Here is a 17536-nt window from a genome sequence, read left to right on the forward strand (position 1 = left end):
AATTGGCGCCTACAGCAGCGAACGGGAGTGTCTTCATGCCTCATCGACACGCACCAGCAAAACTTATTGCGTAAAAGAGAGTGAGGCGAAAGCCTTCATAGAAAAGATAGCAGCGGAAACAACCGAATGACCGGGCAGAAAATCGCGTGAGGGTATCAGGATGCTGACCTGGCGGCCAGCATCCTTTCAGGTTAAGACTGCAGCGAAGCGAGCCGGGCAGCAAACCCTACGAAGACTAAACCAATCAAACTGTTCCCAAGTTTGACCAGTTTCTTACGGCTGCCGACAAAGCGTGTCACCAGCGACCCTGACACAATCAGGAAGCTCAGATAGATGAAGCTGACCATCTCCAGCGTGACCGCGAGGATCAGGAATGCCAGACCTGGCGTGGTGGCCTGAACGTCGATGAACTGCACGAAAAACGACACGTAGAACAGAATCGCTTTCGGATTCGTCAGGCTCAGCGTTAGCGCGCGCTTGAAGATGGTGCTGCGCTGATCGGCGGAATGTTCGTGCTGACCGCCCTGCTGTTTAATGACCGACCACAGCATTTTGATGCCGAGATACAGCAGATAAAACGCGCCAAGGTAGCGCACGATATTAAACAGCACCGGCGTGGTTTTAATCAGCGTCGCGACGCCTGCGTAGGAGAGAAACATCAGCACGGCATCGCCAATAAACACCGCCAGCGCCGCGAGATAGCCGGTCCGGATGCCATATGCCGCACTTGTTTTAAGCACAAAGAATGTGTTGGGCCCTGGCACCAGAATGATAAAAATCGCCCCGACCAGATAGGTCCAGTAATTCAGTACACCAAAATCTGAAAACACCCTGCTCTCCCTTTTGCTGCAGCCTGCTTCGAAATGTGACCGCCATCATAACAAAAAAGCCGCCTTCCTTTTACCGGAAGACGGCTTTAAGCATCAAAAATTGACGGATTACAGTGCTTTCAGAATCGCATCCACGCTGGCTTTAGCATCGCCAAACAGCATGTGGGTGTTGTCCTTGAAGAACAGCGGGTTCTGGACGCCAGCGTAACCGGTGTTCATGGAGCGCTTGAAGACGATAACGTTCTGCGCCCTCCACACTTCCAGCACTGGCATACCGGCAATCGGGCTCTTCGGATCGTCGAGCGCCGCCGGGTTCACGGTGTCGTTCGCGCCAATCACCAGCACGGTGTCGGTGTCGGTGAAATCGTCGTTGATTTCATCCATTTCCAGCACGATGTCGTAAGGCACTTTGGCTTCCGCCAACAGCACGTTCATGTGCCCAGGCAGACGGCCCGCAACCGGGTGAATGCCGAAGCGCACTTTGATGCCACGAGCACGCAGCTTCTCGGTGATTTCCGCCACTGGATACTGGGCCTGCGCCACTGCCATGCCGTAGCCTGGGGTGATGATCACCGACTGGGAGTTTTTCAGCATATCCGCGGTGTCTTCCGCACTGATTTCACGGTGTTCGCCGACTTCTTCATCTGCGCCGGTAGACGAACCATCCGTACCAAAACCACCCGCAATAACGCTGAAGAACGAACGGTTCATTGCCTTACACATGATGTACGACAGAATGGCACCAGAAGAACCGACCAGCGCACCGGTGACGATCAGCAGGTCGTTGCTCAGCATGAAACCTGCCGCCGCGGCTGCCCAACCTGAATAGGAGTTCAGCATCGATACCACGACTGGCATATCTGCCCCGCCGATGGAAGCCACCAGATGCCAGCCGAATGCCAGGGCAATCACGGTCATGATCAACAGCGCCATCACCTGCAGGCCAGTGCTTTCAGTACGAACAAACACCACCATCAGCAGGAAGGAAACCACCAGCGCCGCGAGGTTCATCTTGTGACGGTTTGGCAGCATCAGCGGCTTAGAAGAGATCTTCCCGCGCAGTTTGCCGAACGCCACGATAGACCCGGTGAAGGTCACCGCACCAATAAAGATGCCGAGGAACACTTCGGTCAGGTGAATGTTGACCAGAATCGGCTCCAGACCCGGTTCGTGATACAGGTAGCTGTTAAAGCCCACCAGCACCGCCGCCAGACCGACGAAGCTGTGCAGCACCGCCACCAGCTCTGGCATTTCGGTCATTTCGACACGTTTTGCCAGACGAATACCCATCGCGCCGCCGATGATCATCGCCACCAGGATCCACGCGACGTTGCCGGTTTCCGGCCCGAAAATGGTCGCAATCAGCGCGATGGCCATCCCGGCGATGCCGAAATAGTTCCCTTGCTGTGAGGTTTCATGCTTTGAAAGCCCCGCCAGACTGAAAATAAACAGGATCGCGGCAACAATGTATGCAGCTGTAACTAATCCTCCAGACATGTGTTACCCCTTACCCTTTGCGGAACATTTTCAGCATGCGCTGAGTCACGGTGAAACCACCGAAAATATTGATGCTGGCAATTAACACGGCGATGAAGCTCAGGAAGCTCACCCATCCGCCGTGCCCAATTTGCAGCAAAGCACCGACCACGATGATCCCGGAAATGGCATTCGTGACCGACATCAACGGCGTATGCAGCGCATGTGACACGTTCCACACTACGTAATAACCCACCACGCAAGACAGCGCGAAGACAGTAAAGTGACCGAGGAATTCTTTCGGTGCCACGTCAGCCAGCCAGCCGAACAGAATAATCGCCAGCGCCATCAGCGCATATTTACGCCATGGAGAAGCTGGTTTTGCCGGTTCGACAGGTTCAGCAGCAACTTTTGCAGCGGCTTTCGGTTGAGCGGAAACCTGAATCGGTGGCGCAGGCCAGGTGATTTCACCTTCACGAACGACGGTCACGCCACGGATAACCACATCGTCAAAGTCGATAGTGATGTTGCCGTCTTTCTCTTTGCACAGCAGTTTCAGCAGGTTAACCAGGTTGGTACCGTAGAGCTGAGAAGACTGCGTTGGCAGACGACCGGCGAGATCGGTACAACCAATCACTTTCACCCCGTTAGGCGTGGTAAAGACTTCGCCCGGCACGGTGTATTCGCAGTTACCGCCGTTTTGCGCCGCCAGGTCGACAACCACACTGCCCGGGGTCATGGAATCGACCATTTCGCGGGTAATCAGCTTCGGTGCAGGTTTCCCTGGGATCAGCGCCGTGGTGACGATGATATCGACTTCTTTTGCCTGGGCGGCAAAGAGGGCCATTTCGGCTTTGATGAACGCTTCAGACATCACTTTGGCATAGCCATCGCCGCTGCCCGCTTCCTCTTCGAAATCTAATTCGAGGAACTCCGCGCCCATACTCTGTACTTGTTCTTTCACTTCCGGACGGGTGTCGAAGGCACGTACGATGGCCCCCAGACTGTTGGCTGCGCCAATGGCAGCCAGGCCGGCCACACCGGCACCGATAACCATCACTTTGGCTGGCGGTACTTTACCTGCCGCAGTGATTTGCCCGGTGAAGAAGCGGCCGAATTCGTGTGCGGCTTCCACAATCGCGCGGTAACCGGCGATGTTCGCCATGGAGCTCAGGGCATCCAGTGACTGCGCACGGGAAATGCGTGGCACGGAATCCATCGCCATCACGTTAATTTGACGCTCGGCCAGTTTCGCCATCAGCTCAGGGTTCTGGGCTGGCCAGATAAAGCTAATCAGCGTGGTGCCCGGGTTCAGCAGCGCAATTTCTGCTTCAGTCGGCGCATTCACCTTCAGAATAATCCCGGACTGCCAGATTTCTGCCGCGCTGACCACCTCGGCACCCGCGTCGGTAAAGGCGCGATCTTCGAAGCTCGCAAGCTTGCCCGCCCCGCTTTCAATGGCGACCGTGAAACCGAGTTTCAGCAATTGCTCCACCGTTTTCGGTGTGGCTGCCACTCGGGTTTCAAGGGCCAGCGTCTCTTTAGGTACTGCAATACGCATAGTTTTCCCTTCCATCGGAGAGTAATGATGGTTTGTTATAAGGTCGGGTTCCGTCCCTGGCCGCGTGCTGTGGCTGAGAGGCGAAGCGCCCGGAAAAATAAAACGGTAACAAACTTTCTATAACCTACTGAAAATAACCGCCGTGATCCACAGCCAGAAAAAGTAATTTTGATTTTATTAGGGAAAACTGACTTGTGCCGCGCTCAGGTAGCAATATTTACCTGATTTTCACCTGCAGGCCTGATAAATCGCTTAAGCGAAGCGGCAAAACGTGATTATTCTCGGCAACGTTTCAGGATTTTAACATTACATTAACTTATAAAAGTCATATTGATTATCGCTTTTGCTGGTCAACAGCCTGTTTCTGCAACATATCATGAAAAGTTATCGCGCCTTGTTAAAGCAGTCGCACAAGATGAACAAAATCCCGCAGACAGTCACGTTGTTTAAATGCAATAATCATCGGCGTTTTAGTCACTAACAACGACCAGTACCTGGTTTGCGCAAGGCGAAGGATTATTTTTATGAAGCTTAAGAACACCCTCCTGGCGTCCGCTCTTCTGTCTGCAACGGCATTTAGCGCCTTTGCCGCCACCGAGTTAACGCCGGAGCAAGCGGCAGCCCTCAAGCCGTACGATCGTGTGGTTATCACCGGTCGTTTTAATGCTATTGGTGATGCCGTTCAGGCCGTTTCCCGTAAAGCGGACAAAGAAGGCGCTGCGTCCTTCTATGTTGTCGATACATCTGATTTTTCTGGCAGTGGTAACTGGCGTGTGACCGCTGATTTCTATAAAGAAGATGCTCAGAAAGCCGATGCACCAAAAAATCGCATCATTGACGGCGTGATGGAACTGCCGAAAGACCAGGCCGCTCAGCTTGAACCTTTCGATACCGTGACCGTTCAGGGCTTCTACCGCAGCCAGCCTGACGTCAACTCCGCCATCGCCAAAGCCGCAAAACAGAAAGACGCTGCGTCCTTCTTTATTGTGCGTCAGGTTGATGCGAACGGTGGCGGTAACCAGCGTATCACCGCATACGTCTATAAAGCGGATGCGAAAAAACGTGTGGTTCAGAGCGCAGACGCCATTCCTGCAAACTCTCAGGCGGGTAAAGCCGCTCTGGCAGCGGGTGGGGCAACTGCCGCCACTGTTGAAATTCCAGGCGTAGCGTCATCGGCCACTGTCGGCTCCACTGAAGGCGTGGGTCGTTTCTTTGAAACTCAGTCAACCAAAGGTGGACGTTACAGTGTCACTCTGCCGGATGGGACGAAAATCGAAGAACTGAACAAAGTCGCGGCGGCACAGATGGTGCCGTTTGACAACGTTCAGTTCACCGGTAACTACGGCAACATGACTGAAATCTCCTATCAGGTTGCGAAGCGTGCTGCGAAGAAAGGCGCGAAGTTCTACCACATTACCCGCCAGTGGCAGGAACGTGGTGGCAACATGACCATCAGCGCCGATCTGTACAAATAAGTTCTTTTAGTTAGGTGAAAGGCAGCTTGGGCTGCCTTGAGACTGATGACAAGCCTCTAACGAATACCATTTTGTCATGGGTAGTAGAACAAAAAATAAGGAAAATCAATTCATTGATTTTCGGCTGCTCACCACAAAGAAGGAAAAACCACGCTTTTTTCTTCTTTGTCAGCAATCTGAAGGCAGCTTCGGCTGCCTTTTTTGTTTTTTTCTGGCACCAATCGTTGCATGCCAGCAGCACACTCCGTAAAATCCCGCGACTTAGCGCATTTCTCCCTATTTATGCGTTTTAACCAAATAAATATTCTGGCTTTCACCCTTCTTCCAACAGGATGCCAATGGAAAAGAAACTCGGCCTTAGTGCCCTGACGGCCCTGGTTCTCAGCTCAATGCTGGGCGCGGGCGTTTTCAGTTTGCCGCAGAACATGGCCGAAGTGGCCAGCCCTTCTGCTCTGCTCATTGGCTGGGCCATTACGGGTGTAGGCATTTTATTCCTCGCGTTTGCGATGCTGTTGCTGACACGCATTCGCCCGGACCTGGACGGCGGCATCTTCACTTACGCGCGTGAAGGGTTCGGCGAACTGATCGGTTTCTGTTCCGCATGGGGTTACTGGCTTTGCGCGGTGATTGCCAACGTGTCTTACCTCGTTATCGTCTTCTCGGCGCTGAGCTTCTTTACCGATACGCCAGCGTTACGCCTGTTCGGCGATGGCAATACCTGGCAGGCGATGGTCGGAGCCTCATTTCTGCTGTGGTTCGTCCACTTTTTAGTGCTACGTGGTGTGCAAACCGCCGCCAGCATTAACCTGGTCGCCACGCTGGGGAAACTGGTTCCTCTGGGCCTGTTTATTGTGCTGGCGGCAAAGGCGTTCAGCAGCGACACCTTTAGCCTCGACTTCAGCGGCCTCGCACTCGGCGTGCCAGTGTGGGAACAGGTCAAAAACACCATGCTCATTACGCTGTGGGTGTTTATCGGTGTAGAAGGCGCGGTGGTGGTTTCTGCACGTGCGCGTAATAAGAAAGATGTCGGACGCGCAACCTTGCTGGCGGTGCTTTCTGCGCTTAGCGTGTATTTGCTGGTGACATTGCTGTCACTCGGCGTGGTGCCACGCCCTGAGCTTGCTGAAATGCGTAACCCTTCGATGGCAGGCCTGATGGTGCGCATGATGGGTTCCTGGGGCGAGGTGATTATTGCTGCCGGGCTAATTGTTTCCGTCTGTGGCGCTTACCTGAGCTGGACGATTATGGCAGCAGAAGTGCCGTACCTGGCGGCAACGCATAAAGCGTTTCCACGAGTGTTTGGCCGCCAGAACAAAAACAATGCGCCATCCTCTTCGCTGTGGCTCACAAATATCAGCGTTCAGGTGTGCTTGATTCTTATTTGGCTTACCGGTTCAGACTATAATACGCTGCTGACCATCGCCTCAGAGATGATCCTGGTGCCTTACTTTTTGGTGGGCGCGTTCCTGCTGAAGATGGCGACTCGTCCCCTGCACAAAGCCGTGGGTGTCGGGGCCTGCATTTATGGCTTATGGTTATTGTACGCTTCAGGGCCAATGCATCTGCTGCTGTCCGTGGTGCTGTATGCGCCGGGCCTGCTGGTGTTTATTTATGCACGACGTACTCACGAGCTGAATGCCACGCTCAAGCGCCGTGAAATGGCACTGATTGGCTTTTTACTGGTTGCCGCTGTGCCGGCAACGTGGATGTTAGTGGGGTGACAACGGTCCCCCATCGCGATGCTAAGGAGAGAACGATGGGAGAACGTAAAACCCGCCCAGTCCTGATTACCGGTGGAGGCCGCCGTATCGGCCTCGCCCTTGCCCATCATTTTGTCAATCAGCAACAGCCCGTCATCGTGAGCTATCGCACGCGCTATGACGCCATCGGCGTACTCGAAAAGGCAGGTGCGCTGTGCCTTCCCGCTGATTTTTCTACCGATGAAGGGATTCTGGCTTTTGCTGAACAAGTAAAGTCTCAGACCGACGGCCTGCGCGCGCTTATCCACAATGCCAGCGCCTGGGTGCCTGAAAAACCGGATCTGTCTTTATCTGATGTGATGCACCAGATGATGCAAATTCACGTCAATGCCCCCTACCTGCTCAATCACGCGCTGGAGCCGCTCCTGCGCGGTCACGGCCATGCGGCAAGCGACATTATCCATTTCACCGATTACGTGGTTGAAAAAGGCAGTGATAAGCACATCGCCTATGCAGCCAGCAAAGCTGCACTCGATAATATGACCCGCTCGTTTGCCCGCAAACTGGCACCGGAAGTCAAAGTTAACGCCATTGCGCCTGCGCTTATCCTGTTCAATGAACATGACGACGCAGACTATCGCCAGCAGGCGCTGAACAAATCGTTGATGAAAATCGAGCCCGGCGAGAAAGAGATTATCGACCTGGTCGAGTATCTGCTGACCAGTTGTTATGTCACCGGGCGTTCTTTCGGCGTGGATGGCGGCCGTCCGCTGCGTTAGTGAAAACGGCTCCAGGCAGGAAACAGCGGGATGAGCCCGGCAATGTAGTCATTTTTTGTTTTCGCCAGCGCGCCCAATACGGCTTTAATCAGTAATGCCATTATCCAGCCTGAAATTCATTTCATGGATGCGTGCAGGATAACGGAAATGACATCGTTTATGAAAGATTAATGGCACCCCGCATTTTGTCGGTGTATTTTAGCTTTTTTCGTTGTGCATAGCGGATATGAATAAGATCGTTTTTGTGGAAGATGATCCGGAAGTCGGGTCGTTGATCGCCGCCTACCTCGGTAAGCATGATATCGACGTTATCGTTGAACCGCGCGGCGACCGCGCCGAAGAAGTTGTTCTGCGTGAACAGCCAGACCTGGTGCTGCTGGATATTATGCTCCCCGGAAAAGACGGGATGACCATTTGCCGCGATTTGCGTGCCCAGTGGCAAGGCCCGATCGTTCTGCTCACCTCGCTCGACAGCGACATGAACCATATTTTGTCGCTGGAAATGGGCGCCAGTGACTATATTCTCAAAACCACCCCACCGGCTGTTTTACTGGCGCGTTTACGCCTGCATTTACGTCAACGCGTCGCCATGCCAGTCAGTGAAAAACCAGCCTCAGGTTTGACACCCCACAAAGCCATTCGCTTTGGCACGCTGGCTATCGATCCGGTGAATCGCCAGGTGCTTCTGAGCGGTGAAAACGTCACGCTGTCCACCGCAGATTTTGATTTGCTGTGGGAGCTGGCCACTCACGCAGGACAAATTATGGACCGCGATGCGCTGCTCAAAAACCTGCGCGGCGTGACCTATGACGGGATGGATCGCAGCGTCGACGTGGCGATTTCCCGCTTGCGTAAAAAGCTGCTCGACAGCGCGACGGAACCTTATCGAATCAAAACCGTGCGCAATAAGGGCTACCTGTTTGCCCCACACGCATGGGATAACTGAGTTACACCACCTCCGGGGCCAGAAATGAAAAAGTTGTTCGTGCAGTTCTATTTGCTGCTGTTTGTCTGCTTTCTGGTGATGACCATGCTGGTCGGTCTGGTGTACAAATTCACCGCCGAACGCGCAGGCCGACAATCCCTCGACGACTTGATGAAAAGTTCGCTGTACCTGATGCGCAGCGAACTGCGTGAAATCCCGCCCAAGGACTGGAGCAAAACGCTTAAAGAGCTCGATCTCAATCTCTCTTTCGATTTACGCATTGAACCCCTGAGTAAATTCAATCTGGCTGAAAGCTCGATGGCGCATTTACGCAAAGGCGATATTGTCGCGCTTGACGATCAATACACTTTCATCCAGCGCATTCCTCGCAGCCATTATGTGCTCGCGGTCGGCCCGGTGCCCTATCTCTATTATCTGCATGAAATGCGCTTGCTCGACATGGCGCTGTTAGCCTTTATCGCCGTCTCACTGGCCTTCCCGGTATTTATCTGGATGAGACCGCACTGGCAGGACATGCTCAGGCTGGAAACTGCCGCGCAGCGTTTCGGTGAAGGTCACCTGGCCGAACGTATTCATTTTGACAGCATGTCGAGCTTCGAACGGCTTGGCGTGGTGTTCAACCAAATGGCAGACAACATCAACACGCTGATTGCCAGTAAGAAACAGCTCACCGACGGCATCGCGCATGAACTTCGCACGCCGCTGGTTCGCCTGCGCTATCGGCTGGAAATGAGCGAGAATCTGACAGAAGCGGAATCTCAGGCGCTAAATCGGGATATCGGTCAACTGGAAGGCCTGATTGATGAGCTGCTGACCTATGCGCGCCTCGACCGCCCGCAAAACGAACTGATCCTTACCACACCAGATTTCTCCGAGTGGATTACACATCACGTGGACGATATTCAGGCTGTCAATCCTCAGCGCGACGTCACGCTGGTACAACTGACTCACGGTCACTATGGCGCACTGGATATGCGCCTGATGGAACGTGTGCTGGATAACCTCGTCAATAACGCCATGCGCTATAGCCAGCAGCAAATTCAGGTCAGTCTGACTCAACAAGCCGGACGGGCGACGTTAACCGTTGATGATGATGGCCCGGGCATTTCCGCAGAAGAGCGTGAGCGCGTGTTCGAGCCTTTTGTACGCCTCGATCCGAGCCGTGACCGTGCTACGGGTGGCTGCGGGTTAGGTCTGGCTATCGTGCATTCCGTTGCTCAGGCAATGTCCGGAGACGTTATCTGCGACGCCAGTCCTCTCGGCGGCGCACGCTTTAGCTTCAGCTGGCCGGTGAATCATCAACTTAGCGCCACGTCCCCTGCCTGACCGAACATTGCACAATGCCTGACCCTGGTATACAGTTAAACTTAAATAGTATGTTGTAACTAATGCAGGGAGTTATGGCCGAATACGACTTAATTGAGCGCTTAACATCGACCTTTCGTCAGGTGGAACAGGAACTGCTGACACTGGAGCAGCAACTGACGGAGTGCCGGTTGCTCGCTGCCCGCGTGTTTGAACTGCCGGAAGTGCGTAAAGAGCACGAGCACGCCCCGCTCGCCACCATTCCTGTCGTCCAGCATCTGGGCGATAAAGCGCGGCAAATGGCGCTTAATCACTATCGTCATCTTTTTATCCAGCAGCAGTCGGAGCACCGCAGTAGTAAGGCTGCGGTGCGTTTGCCGGGTGTCATTTGTTTGCACGCAGAAGCAGAGCAATTACCGGCATTAGAAAACAGAATCAACGTCATTAACACCCTAAAAGCCACGTTTGAGCACATCGTTACCGTCGAGTCGGGCCTGCCCACTGGCGCTCGCTTTGAGTGGGTTCACCATCACCTGCCCGGCCTGCTGACGCTTAAGGCTTATCGCTCGCTGACGCTACTGCGTGACCCGGCAACCATCCGTTTCGGCTGGGCCAATAAGCACATCATTAAAAATTTCACCCGCGATGAGGTGTTGAAACAGCTGGAAAATAGCCTGCGTTCACCGCGTTCTGTGCCGCCCTATACGCGCGAGCAGTGGCAGGACAAACTCGAACGGGAATATCAGGACATTGCCGCCCTGCCACAAAAAGCCAGGCTGAAAATCAAACGCCCAGTGAAGGTGCAGCCCATTTCACGCGTCTGGTATGCCGGGCAGCAAAAACAGGTGCAATACGCCTGCCCTGGCCCGATGATCGCGTTGATAACCGGCACTCAGGGTGTCAGCGTGCCGGATATTGGTGAGTTACTTAATTACGATGCGGATAACGTGCAGTATCGTTACAAGCCACAGGCGCAGTCGCTGACGTTGATGATCCCGCGGCTGCACCTGTATCTGGCTAACGACTGATTTTCATACTGCCCACCATCGCTTCCGGGCGAACCCATTCATCAAATTCAGCTTCAGTGAGATAGCCCAGTTTCAGGGCTGAAGCTTTTAACGTCAGGCCCTCTTTGTGGGCCTTTTTAGCAATTTCAGCCGCTTTGTCGTAGCCGATGTGCGTGTTCAGCGCCGTCACCAGCATTAGCGATTCATTCAGCAATTGATCGATGCGCGCACGATTTGGTTCAATCCCCACCGCGCAGTGTTCATTAAAACTTTCCATGCCGTCAGCCAGCAGTCGCACCGATTGCAGGAAATTATGGATAACCATCGGGCGATACACATTCAGCTCAAAGTTACCGGAAGCCCCGCCCATATTGACGGCCACATCGTTGCCCATCACCTGACAGCACAACATAGTCATCGCTTCGCACTGCGTTGGGTTTACTTTGCCCGGCATGATGGAGCTACCCGGTTCATTTTCTGGTATCGAGATTTCACCAATTCCGCAGCGTGGGCCAGAGGCCAGCCAGCGCACATCATTGGCGATTTTCATCAGCGAGGCCGCCAGCCCTTTCAGCGCACCATGCGCATGAACCAGCGCATCACAAGTTGCCAGCGCTTCGAATTTGTTTGGCGCAGTCACGAACGGTTGGAAGGTAATAGCCGCCAGCTCATCGGCTACGCGTTTAGCATATTCCGGATGCGTGTTGAGGCCCGTACCCACGGCGGTTCCCCCCAGCGCCAGCTCGCTAAGATGCGGTAACGTCAGGTCGATATGCTTCAGATTGTGCTCCAGCATCGCAACCCAACCGGAGATTTCTTGCCCGAGCGTTAGCGGTGTGGCGTCCTGCAAATGCGTGCGCCCGATTTTGACAATATCGGCGAAGGCGTTGGCTTTGTCGTTCAGCGTTTTTTTCAGCACCTGCAACTGCGGAATGAGATGTTCGCGCAGCGCAATGACGGCTGCCACGTGCATGGCCGTCGGGAAAACGTCATTGGAGCTCTGACTTTTATTCACGTCATCATTCGGGTGAATTTTACGTTCCATGCCGCGCACGCCACCGAGCAGCTCACTGGCCCGGTTCGCCAGCACTTCATTGATGTTCATATTGCTTTGCGTGCCGGAACCGGTCTGCCAGATAGCCAGCGGGAATTCATCTGCATGTTTGCCTGCCAGCACTTCATCGGCGGCAGCCACAATGGCATTGGCTTTTTCAGCGGGCAGCAGTTGAAGGTCTTGATTCACCTTGGCGGCAGCGCGTTTCGTTAACGCCAGCGCGGCAATCAGTGCCACAGGCATTTTTTCAGTTGAGATGCGGAAGTGTTCGAGCGAGCGCTGAGTTTGTGCGCCCCAGAGTTTGTCCGCCGGGACTTCGATGGCGCCCATGGAGTCGCTTTCGCGGCGATTGGTGGTCATGACTTGCTCCTTGATAACAAAATGAGGTGAATAAATGGGCTCACGTGGCTTCAAAGAATAAGTATTGTTGACTTCAGGTTGCCTGCATGGCGCTTTGTGCGCTCTTTGAAATGCCCGGTGGCGGCGTGGCCTTACCGGGCCTACCTGTATTGTAGGCCCGGCAAGCGTGAGCGCCGCCGGGCGAGAGGGTTATTTCAGACAGGCAGAGCACTGCCCAGGTTTAATCTGCTGGAAGAAATCGTTGCCTTTGTCATCCACAAGGATGAACGCCGGGAAGTCTTCGACTTCGATTTTCCAGATAGCTTCCATTCCCAGTTCCGGGTATTCCACGCATTCCAGACTCTTGATACTGCCCTGCGCCAGCACTGCGGCCGGGCCGCCGATGCTGCCCAGATAGAAACCGCCGTGTTTATGACACGCGTCGGTCACCTGCTGGCTGCGGTTGCCTTTGGCGAGCATGATCATGCTGCCGCCTTCCGCCTGAAGCTGATCAACATACGAATCCATACGCCCTGCGGTGGTTGGGCCAAGTGAACCTGACGCATAACCTTCCGGAGTTTTCGCCGGACCTGCGTAATAGATTGGGTGATCTTTCACGTACTGCGGCAGCCCTTCACCGTTGTCCATGCGCTCTTTGAGTTTGGCATGGGCAATATCGCGCGCCACGATGATGGTGCCGTTCAGCGACAAGCGCGTGGATACCGGGAAATCAGAAAGCTGGGCGAGAATATCTTTCATCGGACGGTTCAGGTCGATGCGTACGGCTTCGCCCTCGCCTGCATTGCGCAGTTCTTCGGGAATGTATTTCCCCGGATTGTGCTCAAGTTTCTCGATCCACACGCCTTCGCGGTTAATCTTCGCTTTGATATTACGGTCTGCGGAACAGGACACGCCCATCCCGACCGGGCAGGATGCGCCGTGACGTGGCAGACGAACAACACGAATATCGTGGGCAAAGTACTTGCCACCGAACTGTGCGCCCAGGCCTAGATTCTGCGCTTCCAGCAACAGTTCTTTTTCCAGTTCGATGTCGCGGAACGCCTGACCGTGCTCGTTCCCTTCGGTTGGCAAACCGTCGTAATACTTAGTGGAGGCAAGCTTAACGGTTTTCAGCGTCGCTTCTGCGGACGTGCCGCCGATAACAAACGCAATGTGGTACGGCGGGCAAGCCGCGGTGCCCAGGGTGCGCATTTTATCCACCAGGTAATTCTTCAGTTTCGCCGGGGTGATCAGCGCTTTGGTTTCCTGGTACAGATAGGTTTTGTTCGCTGAACCGCCGCCTTTGGCGATGCAGAGGAATTTGTACTCGTCACCGTCTACGCTGTAGAGGTCAATCTGTGCGGGCAGGTTGGTGCTGGTGTTCACTTCTTTGTACATATCCAGCGGCGCGTTCTGCGAGTAACGCAGGTTGTCTTCGATGTAGGTGTCGTAAACCCCGCGTGCTAACGCAGCTTCATCACCGCCGCCGGTCCAGACTCGCTGGCCTTTTTTGCCAACAATGATGGCCGTGCCGGTGTCCTGGCAGGTCGGCAGAATGCCTTTCGCCGCGATATCCGAGTTACGCAGGAACTGCAGCGCCACGTACTTATCGTTTTCACTGGCTTCCGGGTCGTTAAGAATATCCGCGACCTGCTGCTGATGCGCCGGACGCAGCATGAACGATGCGTCGTGAAACGCATGTTTGGCCAACAACGTCAGCGCCTGTGGGTCAACTTTGAGGATTTGTTGGCCTTCGAATTCGGCCACGGAGACATGGTCTTTACTGAGAAGGTAGTACTCAGTGTCATCCTTTTTCAGCGGAAAAGGATCCTGATAGACAAAAGGTTTGTTCGACATTGTGCTCTCACTTACGACATTAGCTGATTATTTATCGGGCAACGTTCCGCCTGCCCTGGGAAAAGCGAGTCCGCTTATCCTACACAATTTTTTAACAAAAACTGAGACAAGGACGACTTTTTCCGGGAGTGGGTTACATCCGCGCGGTTTATTGGTTTAATAACGGCAGATAATTCCTTTGAATACAGGGCTTGATAATGCAAAAACTCATTAACTCCGTGCAGAACTATGCCTGGGGCAGCAAAAGTGCGTTAACGGAACTCTACGGTATCGCCAACCCGGAACACCTGCCGATGGCAGAGTTGTGGATGGGTGCGCACCCGAAGAGCAGCTCAAAAATCACCGATGCTAACGGCCAGCTGCAGAGCCTGCGTGATGTCATAGATGCCGATAAATCCGCGCTGCTGGGCAACGAAGTTGCTACCCGTTTTGGCGAACTGCCGTTCCTGTTTAAAGTGCTTTGCGCTGATAACCCGCTTTCGATTCAGGTTCACCCGAACAAGAAAGCTTCTGAAGAAGGTTTTGCCAAAGAGAACGCTGCTGGCATTCCGCTGGACGCGGCAGAGCGTAACTACAAAGACCCTAATCACAAACCGGAGCTGGTGTTCGCCCTCACCCCGTACCTCGCGATGAACGCCTTCCGCGAGTTCTCCGATATCGTTTCTCTGCTTCAGCCGGTGTCTGGTGCCCATACTTCTATTGCGCATTTCCTGCAGGAGCCCAACGCTGAGCGTCTGAGCCAGCTGTTCGCCAGCCTGCTCAATATGCAAGGCGAAGAAAAATCTCGTGCGCTGGGCGTGCTGAAAGCGGCACTCAACAGCCAACAGGGCGAGCCGTGGGAGACCATTCGCTTTATCGCTCAGTTCTACCCGGATGACAGCGGCTTGTTCTCTCCGCTGCTGCTGAACGTGGTGAAACTGAATCCAGGCGAAGCCATGTTCCTGTTTGCTGAAACGCCGCATGCTTATCTGCAAGGCGTGGCGCTGGAAGTGATGGCGAACTCGGATAACGTGCTGCGTGCAGGGTTGACGCCGAAATATATTGATATTCCGGAACTGGTGGCGAATGTGAAATTCACCCCGAAACCCGCCGCAGAGTTGCTGACGCAACCCGCCAAACACGGTGCGGAACTGGACTTTCCGATTCCGGTCGACGATTTCGCCTTCTCCCTGCACGACCTCAACACCGCTGGCGCGGAAGTGGCGCAACAAAGCGCGGCGATCTTGTTCTGTGTGGAAGGCGAAGCGGTTCTGCGTAAAGGCGAGCAGCAGTTGGCCCTGAAAGCGGGTGAATCTGCTTTTGTGGCTGCGAACGAGTCTCCGGTCAGTCTGAGCGGCGTTGGACGCGTAGCCCGCGTTTACAATAAGCTTAAGTAAATACTGAACATTCAGGTAACTCTTGCTAAGCTTGAGGCTGCCTGAAATCGCTGACAAAGAAGGATAAAACGTGGTTTTTCCTTCTTTGTGATTATCAGCCGAAAATCAATCGATTGATTTTCCTTTTTATTATCTGGCGGCATCTTCTCTTACCGTGCTGGCATGAGGTTTGTCATCAGTCTGGGGCTGGGTTTATCCGCCTGTTTTCATTTATGGACAAACACTATGAAAAAATCGCTGGTTGCCGTTGGCGTCATTGTGGCTTTAGGAGTGGTATGGACCGGGGGCTCCTGGTATACCGGTAAGCAACTTGAAGGCCGCATCGCCGATATGGTTGCGCAGGCAAATGCGCAGCTCGCAAGCAATGCACCGGAAGCAGGTCTGCAGTTGGCGTACCAGAACTATCAGCGCGGCGTATTCAGCAGCCAGTTGCAGATGGTTGTCAAACCGGCAGATGGCGCGAAAAGCAGCTGGCTCAAACCGGACCAGACTGTCGTTCTGGACGAAAATGTCTCTCACGGCCCCTTCCCGTTAGCGTCGCTGAAACACTTTAACCTCGCGCCGGCGATGGCAACCGTCGACACGGTGCTGGTGAAAAATGAAGCCAGCCAACATCTGTTTGATATCGCAAAAGGCCAGTCGCCGTTTGATATCAGCACCCGCATCAGCTACTCCGGCGACACCCGTTCGGACATCAGTCTCAAAGCGCTGAATGACGAGAAAGGCGAAGAGAAAGTTGCGTTCAGTGGTGGTGAGTTCGAACTTAACGCCGACCAGCAAGGTAACGTTTTGTCGCTGAGCGGCAATGCCGAAAGCGGCCTGGTGAATGCGGTTAATGAATACAATCAGAAGGTGCAGTTAACCTTCAACAATCTGAAGACCGAAGGCAACAGCAAGCTGACCAGCTTCAATGAGCGCATCGGCAGCCAGAAAATGACGCTGGATAAAGTGGCCATTGCCGTTGAAGGCAAAGAGCTGGCGGTGATGGAAGGCACGACCCTCGACGGCAATGCCGACCTGTCGAAAGACGGCAAAACCATCGATAGCACGCTGAACTACACCCTCAACAGCCTGAAGCTGCAGGGTCAGGATATGGGCAGCGGCAAGCTGGCGCTGAAAGTCGGCCAGATTGATGGCCAGGCCTGGCACCAGTTCAGCCAGCAGTATAGCGGCCAGGTTCAGGCGCTGTTAGGCCAGCCGGACGTGATGCAGAACCCGGAAGTGTATCAGCAGAAAGTGACTGAAGCCTTCTTCGGTGCCCTGCCGCTGCTGCTGAAAGGCGAGCCAGTGGTGACCATTGCGCCGCTGAGCTGGAAAAACAGCAAGGGTGAAACCACCTTTAATCTGTCGTTGTTCCTGAAAGATCCGTCACAGGCCACCACCGCACCGCAAACGCTGGCGCAGGAAGTGGATCGCAGCGTGAAATCGCTCGACAGCAAACTGGTTATCCCGATGGATATGGCGACGGAGTTTATGACTCAGGTCGCGCGTCTGGAAGGCTATCAGCAGGCGGATGCTGAGAAGCTCGCCAGCCAGCAGGTAAAAGGCCTGGCGGCAATGGGACAGATGTTCCGCATTACCACTCAGCAGGACAACAATATTCAGGCAAGCCTGCAATATGCTAACGGTCAGGTCACGCTGAACGGTGACAAAATGCCGCTGGCTGATTTCGTTGGCATGTTTGGTGTACCGGATATCGCGGTGCCAGTACCACAAGGGGATGCAACTCCGGCTCAGCCGGGACAAGCTGCTCCTCAGCCACCGGCTGATCTCCCGGAAACCCCATCAGACAGCCCGGATTAAGTCTGACTACCGGCAGCCAGCCTGCCGG

At 54.1% G+C, this 17536-nt stretch carries 13 protein-coding genes and 1 pseudogene; 8 read left to right on the top strand and 6 right to left on the bottom strand.

The genetic code is table 11. The annotated features are described in order from the left end of the window. Positions 1-191 precede the first annotated feature (191 nt). The 3 genes from leuE to pntA form a co-directional block, all read right to left on the bottom strand. Complete coding sequence (gene leuE / locus ACLW56_RS04200; RefSeq protein WP_330982566.1) at positions 192-830, bottom strand: leucine efflux protein LeuE; 639 nt, start codon at positions 828-830, stop codon at positions 192-194. 108 nt (positions 831-938) lie between these two features. After that, entirely contained in the window at positions 939-2327 is a 1389-nt protein-coding gene (gene pntB, locus ACLW56_RS04205) for a Re/Si-specific NAD(P)(+) transhydrogenase subunit beta (protein ID WP_330982567.1), read from the bottom strand. 10 nt (positions 2328-2337) lie between these two features. After that, positions 2338-3867, bottom strand: a complete 1530-nt coding sequence (gene pntA, locus ACLW56_RS04210) for a Re/Si-specific NAD(P)(+) transhydrogenase subunit alpha (protein WP_330982568.1) — start codon at positions 3865-3867, stop codon at positions 2338-2340. 524 nt (positions 3868-4391) lie between these two features. Here pntA and ydgH point away from each other — a divergent pair. The 3 genes from ydgH to folM all read left to right on the top strand — a co-directional run bounded on the left by ydgH (position 4392) and on the right by folM (position 7821). Further along, positions 4392-5342, top strand: coding sequence for a DUF1471 family protein YdgH (gene ydgH, locus ACLW56_RS04215; protein WP_330982569.1), 951 nt, complete (start codon positions 4392-4394; stop codon positions 5340-5342). Positions 5343-5680: 338 nt separating this feature from the next. Then, positions 5681-7063, top strand: coding sequence for an amino acid permease (locus ACLW56_RS04220; RefSeq protein ID WP_330982570.1), 1383 nt, complete (start codon positions 5681-5683; stop codon positions 7061-7063). 35 nt (positions 7064-7098) lie between these two features. Further along, positions 7099-7821, top strand: coding sequence for a dihydromonapterin reductase (folM, locus tag ACLW56_RS04225; RefSeq protein ID WP_330982571.1), 723 nt, complete (start codon positions 7099-7101; stop codon positions 7819-7821). Positions 7822-7829: 8 nt separating this feature from the next. On the opposite strand, the pseudogene ACLW56_RS04230 reads toward folM, so the two are convergent. Then, positions 7830-7922, bottom strand: a pseudogene (locus ACLW56_RS04230) (GlpM family protein); the annotation flags it as partial. Positions 7923-8047: 125 nt separating this feature from the next. On the opposite strand from ACLW56_RS04230, the gene rstA reads away from it, so the two are divergent. The 3 genes from rstA to tus all read left to right on the top strand — a co-directional run bounded on the left by rstA (position 8048) and on the right by tus (position 11100). Then, entirely contained in the window at positions 8048-8767 is a 720-nt protein-coding gene (gene rstA / locus ACLW56_RS04235) for a two-component system response regulator RstA (RefSeq protein ID WP_330982572.1), read from the top strand. Positions 8768-8791: 24 nt separating this feature from the next. After that, positions 8792-10093 (top strand): two-component system sensor histidine kinase RstB, encoded by a 1302-nt coding sequence (gene rstB / locus ACLW56_RS04240; protein ID WP_330982573.1) that lies wholly within the window; start codon positions 8792-8794, stop codon positions 10091-10093. Positions 10094-10167: 74 nt separating this feature from the next. Next, positions 10168-11100, top strand: coding sequence for a DNA replication terminus site-binding protein (gene tus / locus ACLW56_RS04245; RefSeq protein ID WP_330982574.1), 933 nt, complete (start codon positions 10168-10170; stop codon positions 11098-11100). Here the strand turns inward: tus and fumC are convergent. Beyond that, on the bottom strand, positions 11090-12493 hold the full coding sequence (gene fumC, locus ACLW56_RS04250) for a class II fumarate hydratase (RefSeq protein ID WP_330982575.1): 1404 nt from the start codon (positions 12491-12493) through the stop codon (positions 11090-11092). The genes tus and fumC overlap by 11 nt on opposite strands. A gap of 189 nt (positions 12494-12682) precedes the next feature. Further along, the gene (gene fumA, locus ACLW56_RS04255; protein ID WP_330982576.1) at positions 12683-14329 is read right to left on the bottom strand and encodes a class I fumarate hydratase FumA; all 1647 of its coding nucleotides are present in this window, start codon (positions 14327-14329) and stop codon (positions 12683-12685) included. A 197-nt stretch (positions 14330-14526) separates the two neighbouring features. On the opposite strand from fumA, the gene manA reads away from it, so the two are divergent. Continuing rightward, on the top strand, positions 14527-15705 hold the full coding sequence (manA, locus tag ACLW56_RS04260; protein WP_330982577.1) for a mannose-6-phosphate isomerase: 1179 nt from the start codon (positions 14527-14529) through the stop codon (positions 15703-15705). 225 nt (positions 15706-15930) lie between these two features. Continuing rightward, positions 15931-17508, top strand: a complete 1578-nt coding sequence (locus ACLW56_RS04265) for a YdgA family protein (RefSeq protein WP_330982578.1) — start codon at positions 15931-15933, stop codon at positions 17506-17508. Positions 17509-17536 lie beyond the last annotated feature (28 nt).

This window comes from Pantoea sp. sgz302252, from assembly GCF_047713085.1.
In the GTDB taxonomy this organism is placed as follows: Bacteria; Pseudomonadota; Gammaproteobacteria; order Enterobacterales; family Enterobacteriaceae; genus Scandinavium.

Excerpts from the sequence above, each read along its gene's own strand:
- pntB (WP_330982567.1), bottom strand. The coding sequence starts at position 2,327 with ATGTCTGGAGGATTAGTTACAGCTGCATACATTGTTGCCGCGATCCTG.
- pntA (WP_330982568.1), bottom strand. The coding sequence starts at position 3,867 with ATGCGTATTGCAGTACCTAAAGAGACGCTGGCCCTTGAAACCCGAGTG.
- ydgH (WP_330982569.1), top strand. The coding sequence starts at position 4,392 with ATGAAGCTTAAGAACACCCTCCTGGCGTCCGCTCTTCTGTCTGCAACG.
- ACLW56_RS04220 (WP_330982570.1), top strand. The coding sequence starts at position 5,681 with ATGGAAAAGAAACTCGGCCTTAGTGCCCTGACGGCCCTGGTTCTCAGC.
- folM (WP_330982571.1), top strand. The coding sequence starts at position 7,099 with ATGGGAGAACGTAAAACCCGCCCAGTCCTGATTACCGGTGGAGGCCGC.
- rstA (WP_330982572.1), top strand. The coding sequence starts at position 8,048 with ATGAATAAGATCGTTTTTGTGGAAGATGATCCGGAAGTCGGGTCGTTG.
- rstB (WP_330982573.1), top strand. The coding sequence starts at position 8,792 with ATGAAAAAGTTGTTCGTGCAGTTCTATTTGCTGCTGTTTGTCTGCTTT.
- tus (WP_330982574.1), top strand. The coding sequence starts at position 10,168 with ATGGCCGAATACGACTTAATTGAGCGCTTAACATCGACCTTTCGTCAG.
- fumC (WP_330982575.1), bottom strand. The coding sequence starts at position 12,493 with ATGACCACCAATCGCCGCGAAAGCGACTCCATGGGCGCCATCGAAGTC.
- fumA (WP_330982576.1), bottom strand. The coding sequence starts at position 14,329 with ATGTCGAACAAACCTTTTGTCTATCAGGATCCTTTTCCGCTGAAAAAG.
- manA (WP_330982577.1), top strand. The coding sequence starts at position 14,527 with ATGCAAAAACTCATTAACTCCGTGCAGAACTATGCCTGGGGCAGCAAA.
- ACLW56_RS04265 (WP_330982578.1), top strand. The coding sequence starts at position 15,931 with ATGAAAAAATCGCTGGTTGCCGTTGGCGTCATTGTGGCTTTAGGAGTG.